Below are 247 nucleotides of genomic sequence, written 5' to 3' on the forward strand. Positions count from 1 at the left end.
TGTAAGAACACTCGATGGGGTTGATGTATTTTTATGTAACAATGAATTAACTGCTGATGAGATAGGTCAAAAGCTAGAAGACATTGCTGGTACTGATTTTAATTTCGTAGTAATGACAAACCGTGGAGTTAAAGTATATCCAGGCGGATTTCCAGAAACCTTCACAACCGATCATTGGCGATGCCGCTTCAATATAAGCGATACAAATCAAGAGCCTACAAATAAACAGATCAGGTCCTTATTGGAG

General features: G+C 38.5%; 1 protein-coding gene. It reads left to right on the forward strand.

The window, feature by feature from the left end:
- Positions 1 to 247 (forward strand): hypothetical protein (locus AOA61_RS00310; protein WP_218197305.1); only part of this gene is annotated, 247 nt, incomplete at both ends.

The sequence above is a fragment of the Pseudomonas sp. 2995-1 genome (assembly GCF_002742505.1).
Classification (GTDB): domain Bacteria; phylum Pseudomonadota; class Gammaproteobacteria; order Pseudomonadales; family Pseudomonadaceae; genus Aquipseudomonas; species Aquipseudomonas sivasensis.